This window comes from Mesorhizobium sp. M7A.F.Ca.US.006.04.2.1 (assembly GCF_004022915.1).
In the GTDB taxonomy this organism is placed as follows: Bacteria; Pseudomonadota; Alphaproteobacteria; order Rhizobiales; family Rhizobiaceae; genus Mesorhizobium; species Mesorhizobium ciceri.
Genome location: NZ_RZQA01000239.1, coordinates 1 through 7,627 on the forward strand (window position 1 = coordinate 1; position 7,627 = coordinate 7,627).

At 63.2% G+C, this 7,627-nt stretch carries 9 protein-coding genes and 1 pseudogene; 9 read left to right on the forward strand and 1 reads right to left on the reverse strand.

Annotated features, from left to right (window positions below; translation table 11 throughout):
* The first annotated feature begins 67 nt into the window (after positions 1-67).
* Positions 68-871: an ABC transporter permease gene (locus EN925_RS14895; protein WP_027162976.1), complete on the forward strand. Its 804-nt coding sequence runs from the start codon at positions 68-70 to the stop codon at positions 869-871.
* Here EN925_RS14895 and EN925_RS14900 read toward each other — a convergent pair.
* Positions 868-1,656, reverse strand: a complete 789-nt coding sequence (locus EN925_RS14900; protein WP_064993410.1) for a fumarylacetoacetate hydrolase family protein — start codon at positions 1,654-1,656, stop codon at positions 868-870. The two genes, EN925_RS14895 and EN925_RS14900, sit on opposite strands and share 4 nt — an antisense overlap.
* 293 nt (positions 1,657-1,949) lie before the next feature.
* Between EN925_RS14900 and EN925_RS14905 the strand changes: the two genes are divergently transcribed.
* The 8 genes and pseudogenes from EN925_RS14905 to EN925_RS14940 form a co-directional block, all read left to right on the forward strand.
* On the forward strand, positions 1,950-2,357 hold the full coding sequence (locus EN925_RS14905) for a DUF3168 domain-containing protein (protein ID WP_064993409.1): 408 nt from the start codon (positions 1,950-1,952) through the stop codon (positions 2,355-2,357).
* 175 nt (positions 2,358-2,532) lie between these two features.
* Entirely contained in the window at positions 2,533-2,835 is a 303-nt protein-coding gene (locus EN925_RS14910; protein WP_013532640.1) for a hypothetical protein, read from the forward strand.
* A 119-nt stretch (positions 2,836-2,954) separates the two neighbouring features.
* A complete protein-coding gene (locus tag EN925_RS14915; RefSeq protein WP_013532639.1) occupies positions 2,955-3,620 on the forward strand; it encodes a response regulator transcription factor in 666 nt (221 codons plus the stop codon).
* A complete protein-coding gene (locus EN925_RS14920) occupies positions 3,604-5,037 on the forward strand; it encodes an ATP-binding protein (RefSeq protein WP_024505287.1) in 1,434 nt (477 codons plus the stop codon). The genes EN925_RS14915 and EN925_RS14920 overlap by 17 nt, the downstream gene beginning before the upstream one ends.
* 184 nt (positions 5,038-5,221) lie before the next feature.
* Complete coding sequence (locus EN925_RS14925) at positions 5,222-5,659, forward strand: hypothetical protein (RefSeq protein WP_013532637.1); 438 nt, start codon at positions 5,222-5,224, stop codon at positions 5,657-5,659.
* Positions 5,660-5,752: 93 nt separating this feature from the next.
* The gene (ccmI, locus tag EN925_RS14930) at positions 5,753-6,892 is read left to right on the forward strand and encodes a c-type cytochrome biogenesis protein CcmI (RefSeq protein ID WP_127385414.1); all 1,140 of its coding nucleotides are present in this window, start codon (positions 5,753-5,755) and stop codon (positions 6,890-6,892) included.
* A gap of 8 nt (positions 6,893-6,900) precedes the next feature.
* Entirely contained in the window at positions 6,901-7,344 is a 444-nt protein-coding gene (gene ccmE / locus EN925_RS14935; RefSeq protein WP_013532635.1) for a cytochrome c maturation protein CcmE, read from the forward strand.
* A gap of 32 nt (positions 7,345-7,376) precedes the next feature.
* Positions 7,377-7,627, forward strand: a pseudogene (locus EN925_RS14940) (heme lyase NrfEFG subunit NrfE); the annotation flags it as partial.

Sequence of the window (7,627 nt, forward strand, 5' to 3'; positions counted from 1 at the left end):
TGGTGCTGTTCGTCGGCGCGCTGATGGCGCTCTTGTTCCGATATGTCAGACCGAAGCAGTTGATCTGATGCCGACCTACCGCCCCGGTCCCGTCTCGCTGATCATCGCCGCCTTCGTGGCGCTGTTCCTGCTGATGCCGCTGCTCGCCGTCATCCCGGTGTCGCTGACGCCGAGCCGCATGCTGGCCATGCCGTCGGGCGAACTGTCGCTGCGCCATTACCGGGCGCTGATCGAGGACCCGCGCTGGCTCCAATCGATCCTGCTCTCGATCCGCATCGGTGTCGTCAGCAGCGCCTTTTCAACTGTGCTGGCGCTGTGCTTCAGCCTTGGCGTCTGGATGTTCCAGCCGCGCTTCACCGCGGCACTTGTCGGCTTCGTGTTGCTGCCGATGGTGGTGCCGCCCGTGGTCTCGGCGATCACGCTCTACTTCCTGCTCACCTCGATCTCGGGCTTCAGCGCGTTCTTCGGCTATGACACCTGGCTGGGCGTTGCCATGGCCCATTCGGTGATGACGGTCCCTTTCGCCACCGTGCTGATGCTGGTCTCGCTCAGCCAGCTCGACCGCCGCATAGACCTCGCCGCGCGCGGCCTAGGTGCAACTGTCTGGGAACGCGCCACCCGCATCATCATGCCCAACATCAAATTCGGCATCGTCACCGCCGCACTTCTCTCCTTCGTGCTGTCCTGGGAAGAAATCGGCGTCACTTTGTTCATCACCTCTGTCAACGCCATCACGCTGCCGCGGCTCATGTGGATGGGCTTGCGCGACAACATCGACCCGGCGATCGCGGCATTGTCGGTGATCCTGATCATCATCACCGTGCTGGTGCTGGCGGTGCGCAGTTTCGTGGCCAGGCAGCGCGGAGCCTAGACAAACCTCACCGAGACGCGGCCAAACCTGCCTAGATCGCCGATGACTTCGTCGCCTGCCTCGACGCTTATCGGTGTCACGCAGGTGCCGGTAATCACCACCTGTCCCGGCTGGAGCGCTATGCCCAAGCCCGACAGTTCATTGACGATCCAGGTAAGCGCGATGCGAGGATCGCCCAATACGGCTGCTCCCGATCCGCTATGTTGCGACCTTCCGGAAACGGACGCGATCACGGGGTGCTTTGCAAGATCCACGTCGTGCCAGTCGTCTTCCGCCGCCTCGCCGATGACAAACAGGTTGGCGCAGGCATTGTCCGCAATGAGCTGCGGCGCCCCGACGGCGCAGAAATCGTCATACCGTGAGTCCGGGATTTCGATCGCAGGGTGCAAGCTCGCTACGGCTTCCATCGCCTCGGCGATTTCATAGGGTGCCGCACGAGGCGGCAGCTCGCGGCCGAAACGGAAAGCGAACTCGATCTCGGCCACGCGCATCTTGCTCGTCGCCAGGGAAACGGTCCCGCCGATCTCCACCGCTTTCTCGGCCAGGAGACGTCCGGCCATGGGGCCGTCGACGTTGATGTGCCTTTGTCCCGCCAGACTGGTCGCGGCAATCTTCCAGCCGAAAAGCGGAGCCGCCGAGCGATCCATGACATGCGACTGGATAGCGTAACCTTCGAGCCGTGTTTGTGGGCGCAACGCCTCGGGTATGGCGTCGAGACGGGTGCCCTTGTCCCAGTGGCCTACCAACAACCGCGACGCAGCCCTGGTCTTTTCTGCATCGAGCATCATCAGCTTCCGAAATTGCTTCGTGGATCAAAAACGGCAAGGAAACATTGCGTCATGCGACGCTGTATGGAGCGAGAATATGTGACCAGGAATCGAGAGTCCATGTTCACGGCGTGGTGCCCGCGACGGTGGTCTTGGCAAAGCCGCCCTTTCGAGATCATCGGCATCCATCATTCCGATGACGAATCGCCATCGCCTCTGCGCGTCGAATGGCTATATCTGTCAGAACACGCAGAACGCGGACAGCTTCCGAAAAGCAACAGTCGGCAGCGCAGGAACCGGAGGAAAAGACGATGACCGCGCCAGGCGATTTACAGCAGGCACTGTTTCTCAGGCTGAAAAGCGATCCATCGCTGTCGGCCTTGCTGGGCGGCGCCGGACTGCTCGAACGGCCAGCCGACAACGCCGCTTTTCCGTACGTGACCTGCGGCCATACCTCCGCTTTCGACTGGGATACGGGCATCGAGAACACCGACGATCAGTTGATTACGCTGCATGTCTGGTCGAAAGCCCATGGGGATGCCGAAACGCTAGCCATCATGGCCGCCATCCAGGCGCGCCTTGCCGACGCAGCATTGGTGATCGGCCCTCGCGGCCAGACACGACTGTCGCTGGAATTTGCCGAAGCCCGCCATGACGAGGATCTGCTCGTGCATCACGGGCTGCTGCGTTTTCGCGCGATGACGCAGGAAAATGCCTGATGCGCTTTCAATATGGTCAAAACGGAGTCTAGACTGGACTTTCGCGGGATTTCGCCTGTTCGAGGCGGCGAAATCCCAGGTTGACTGTCTCGCGTTGCAGGGGTGTGGCGAGGATGTTTTCAGCGGCGTTCACCGTTCATTTCACGTTCAGCACCGATGCGTTACAACGCCGGTCATGAAAACGCTTCGCTCCCACTTCCGAACCGCGACACTGGCGCTTTGTGCTGCCGGGCTGTTTGCGTCGCAGGCGATGGCGATGCCGGTCATCGCGCCGCCCGACCTGGCCAGTCCGATCGTACTGGCGGCATCCGATTGCTACGCCATCGGCCAACAGGTGGCCGAGCAGAATGGCGGAACGCTGGCCAAGGCCTCGCAATCGACGCGCGGCGGTCAGCCTGTCTGTGTCATCGTCGTGCTCGTTCCGGGCAAGGACGGACAACGTCCGCGCCGTTCCGAGATCGTCGTTCCGCTGAACTGATCCAATCAACCTTAGGCCACGTTTCCCAGGCCGCCGGAATCGGCCTATATCTGCCCCAGTTTTCAATCCTACAAAGCTCTTCCATCCGACAAAGCTCTTCAACAGGTATCGAACTCCGCATGCGTGTACTGGTCGTCGAAGATGACAAGGATCTCAATCGGCAGATATCGGATGCGCTGGTCGATGCCGGCTATGTCGTCGACCGCGCCTTCGACGGCGAGGAAGGCCATTTCCTCGGCGACACCGAGCCCTATGACGCGGTCGTGCTCGATATCGGCCTGCCGCAGATGGACGGCATCAGCGTGGTCGAGCGCTGGCGACGCGGCGGCCGCAAGATGCCGGTGCTGATCCTGACGGCGCGCGACCGCTGGAGCGACAAGGTTTCCGGCATCGATGCCGGCGCCGACGACTACGTCACCAAGCCGTTCCACATCGAGGAGGTGCTGGCGAGGCTGCGGGCTCTGATCCGGCGCGCTGCCGGCCATGCCTCGTCCGAGCTGACCTGCGGACCGCTGCGCCTCGACACCAAGGCCTCCAAGGCCGATGTCGGCGGAGTGCCGCTGAAGCTGACGTCGCACGAATTCCGCCTGCTTGCCTATCTGATGCACCATATGGGCGAGGTCGTCTCGCGGACCGAACTGGTCGAGCATCTCTACGATCAGGATTTCGACCGCGATTCCAACACCATCGAGGTGTTTGTCGGGCGGCTGCGCAAGAAGATGGGCATCGACATGATCGAAACCGTGCGCGGCATGGGCTACCGCATGCGTGAGCCGGAGGCGTAACTCGGAACCGCTCAAACCAACCGCAAGGACGCCGCTTTCGCTGCGTTTGTGGCCGCGTTCGCTGACGTTCCGCGTCATCGCCTTTTCCACGGTCTGGGCGATCGTGACGCTCGTTGTCATCTTCACCTTGATCACCACCCTATACCGCCAGGCCAGCGAGCGCGGCTTCGACAGCCTGCTTTCGGCGCATCTGTTCAACCTGATCGGTTCGATCGGCATCTCCGACAGCGGTGCGCTGACCGGCGCGCCAGATCTCGGCGACCTCCGGTTCTCGGAGCCGAATTCGGGCTGGTACTGGTCGGTTGAGCCCGCTTCGGAAGGCGTGCATGGCGATCTCCATTCGTCGTCGATGACCACGACGATCCCGTCACCGAGCGTTGCCGAGGTGCCGTTCAACGCGAGCTTCCAGCGCAGCTACGCAGCCGAAGGCATCGACGGCGAGCAGCTCGAAGTGTTCGAGAGCGAATTCGTCCTCGACGCCAAGAACCGCGCCGCGCGTTTCCGCGTCATGGGCAACCAGAGCGAACTCGAACAGGAAATCGCCACCTTTCAGCGCCGCCTGCTGACCTATCTCAGCCTGTTCGGCGTCGGCATGATCGCCATCAACGCGATCGCAATCCTGCTCGGCCTGCAGCCGCTGCGCCGGGTCAGAAACGCGCTCGCCATGGTGCGCGAAGGCACCGCCCAGAGGCTCGACGGCCGCTTCCCGGCCGAGATCGAACCGCTTGCCAACGAAACCAATGCGCTGATCGAAAACAACAGGCGCATCGTCGAGCGGTCGCGAACACAGGTCGGCAATCTCGCCCATTCGCTGAAGACGCCGCTGGCGGTACTGCTCAACGAGGGCCGCGCGCTCGGCGGCGCCAAGGGGCAGTTGATCGCCGAACAGGCGGCTTCCATGCAGAAGCAGGTCGAACACTATCTCCAGCGCGCCCGCGTCGCGGCACAACGCGACAGCGTCGTCTACCGCACGCCGGTGACGCCGCTGGTGCAGCGCATGGTGCGGGTTCTGCGGAAGCTCAATCCGCAGACAAATCTATCGCTGTCGCTGCCGGCGGCCGAGATCGTCTTCGCCGGCGAGCGTGAGGACCTTGAGGAACTGCTGGGCAATCTCCTTGAAAACGCGATGAAATGGGCAAAGAGCGCGGTGCAGGTCTCGATCGTGCCCTTGACCGGCAAGGACGACCCGGCCGGCCTGTTCGAGATCGGCATAGAGGATGACGGTCCGGGCATTCCCGAGGACAAGGCGCGCGAGGCGCTGAAGCGCGGACGGCGTCTGGACGAGACAAAGCCCGGAACAGGTCTGGGCCTGGCCATTGTCGCAGACCTCGTCAACGAGTATGGAGGCGTTCTGGCGCTCGAACGGTCCGGTATGGGCGGATTGAAGGCGGTGGTGCGATTGCGGAGCCTTCAGTGATGTTCACCAGAGCCGATCGACATAGAGGGGCGGGAGATGTTGTTGGCGGCATGTCCATTGGTCCCGCAGCGGCCAGCGGCCAAATTTCCGACAAATATCAATACTATGGCCACGCCGACTTCTCGATGACGCGGCCCCCGGCGCATCCATGGCAGGCTCCAACTCAAGAAAACCGGTTGTTGGCATGAAGATTCGCGTCGCGCTTGTTTCCGCATTGCTGGCTGTTTCCGGCTGCACCACCTTGAGCGGCAAGGGTCCAACCGTGGCAGCGACACCGGCCTCGACACCTCCTTCCAGCGGCAAGGTGACCACGACGATCATTTCGGCGATGGGCGGCGGCCTCATCAGCGGGGCGATCGGCAACGGCCTCAGCGAGACCGAGAAGCGCAGCGCGCTCGAGGCTGAGTACAAAGCGCTGGAATACACGACCAGCGGCCAGAAGGTGACGTGGAAAGGCGCCCAGGCTTCGCGCTACGGCGAGGTGGTTCCGGCCCAGCCCTACCGCGTCGGTTCGCAGGACTGCCGCCAGTACACGCAGACGGTGTTTTCCGGCGGCGCCGGAGTCACGGCGCGCGGAACCGCTTGCCGCAACGCCGATGGCAGCTGGACGCCGCTGACCTGACGACCGTCTGCCGACGATTGGCGGCTGGCGTCGTCAAAGCGTCGCAGCATGCATCTGTTGGCACGGCAGAGCTCTGCCGTTATTGGAAGAACCATGCTGTTCTGGGTCATAGCCGCCATTCTCACGCTGGGTGCAAGCCTGGCGGTGCTGTTGCCGCTGGCCGCCAGCGCGAAGGGCGCGTCGTCGAGCGGCGAACATGATCTCGAAGTCTATCGCGACCAACTGTCCGAGCTTGACCGCGACGCTGCGCGTGGCTTGATCCAGCCGGCCGAAGCGGCCGAAGCCCGCGCCGAGATCGCTCGCCGCATCCTTCGCCTTGACAATGCGGTTACCGCCGGCGGCGCAAACGCGGGCCGAGCGCCGGCCACCGCAAGGCTGGTGGCAACCGTAGCCGTGCTGGCGGTGCCGCTGGTCAGTTGGGGGCTCTATGTCAAGCTTGGCTCTCCCGACCTGCCGTCACAACCGCTCAGCGAGCGGTTGGCCAAGAATCCCGCCGACAGTTCGGTCGACGAACTGGTGGCGCGGGCCGAAGCCCATCTGGCCGCCAATCCCACCGATGGCAGGGGCTGGGACGTGCTTGCACCGGTCTATCTGCGCATGCAGCGCTTTTCCGACGCGGCGGATGCCTATCGCAACGCCATTCGGCTTGATGGCGACAGCGCCGTTCGCCAGGCAGGTCTCGGAGAGGCGATCGCCGGCGCGGCAGGCGGCATTGTCTCGGCCGATGCCCAGGATGCTTTCGAGGCAGCCCTGAAGCTCGATCCGGCCAATGCGAAGGCCAGTTTCTACCTGGCCATGGCGTTGGCGCAGGAGGGTCGCGCCAAGGAAGCGACCACGGCATGGCAGGCGATGCTGGGCAGATTGCCGCCGGACTCGCCATGGCGCGGTGCCGTCGAGCAGGCGCTGGCCAAGTCCGGCAACCCCGAAGTGGCTTCCGGCGGCGCCGCCAACGGCCCCGATGCCGGCGATATCGACGCCGCATCCTCGATGTCGCCGCAGGATCGGGAAGCCATGATCAACACCATGGTTGCCGGCCTTGACGACAAACTGCGGCAAAATCCGAACGACCCGGAAGGATGGATGCGGCTCGTTCGTTCCTATGTCGTGCTTGGCAAGGCCGATCAGGCGCGTGAGGCGCTCGGTCGCGCCATTGCCGCCTTTGGGGCCGACAGTGACCAGGCGAAGAAATTCACCGCCTTTGCCGCTTCGCTTGGGCTTGCGGCGACGGAGTAGAACAAGACATGACGCGCAAGCAGAAACGATTGTCGGTGATCGCGGGCGGCCTGGTCTTCCTGGGTGCCGCGACCGGGCTGACTTTCTACGCGCTTGGCCAGAAGGCCTCCTATTTCTACATGCCGGCCGATCTCACCACGGCAAGCGTCCAGCCTGGCCAGCGCATCCGGTTGGGTGGATTGGTCGAAAAAGGCACGATCCAGCGCGGGCAGGGGGCCACGGTCGGCTTTTCGGTCACCGACACGCACAAATCGGTCAAGGTCACCTATACCGGCATCCTGCCCGACCTTTTCCGCGAAGAGCAGGGCGTCATCACCGAGGGTAGTTTCGGCCCGGACGGGGTTTTTGTTGCCGATAGCGTGCTGGCCAAGCATGATGAGCGCTATATGCCCAAGGAGGTTGCGGACGGCCTCAAGGCCAAGGGCGTGTGGCAGGAGAGCAAGAGTGAATAGCTCCGGCAGGAGAGCGACAGTGGATCACGGGCATGGTTGAAACCGGACATTTCGCCCTCGTCCTGGCGTTTGCGCTTTCGCTGGTGCAGACGCTCGTGCCGCTGTTTGGCGCACGCCTGAACAACCAGCGCCTGATGGCCGTCGGCGGTCCGGTCGCGGTGACCGGCTTCGCCTTGACGGCGCTGTCTTTCGCAGCGCTGGCGAGTGCCTATGCGAGCTCCGATTTCTCGGTGGCAAGCGTGTGGGAAAACTCGCATTCCTTGCAGCCGTTGATCTACAAGAT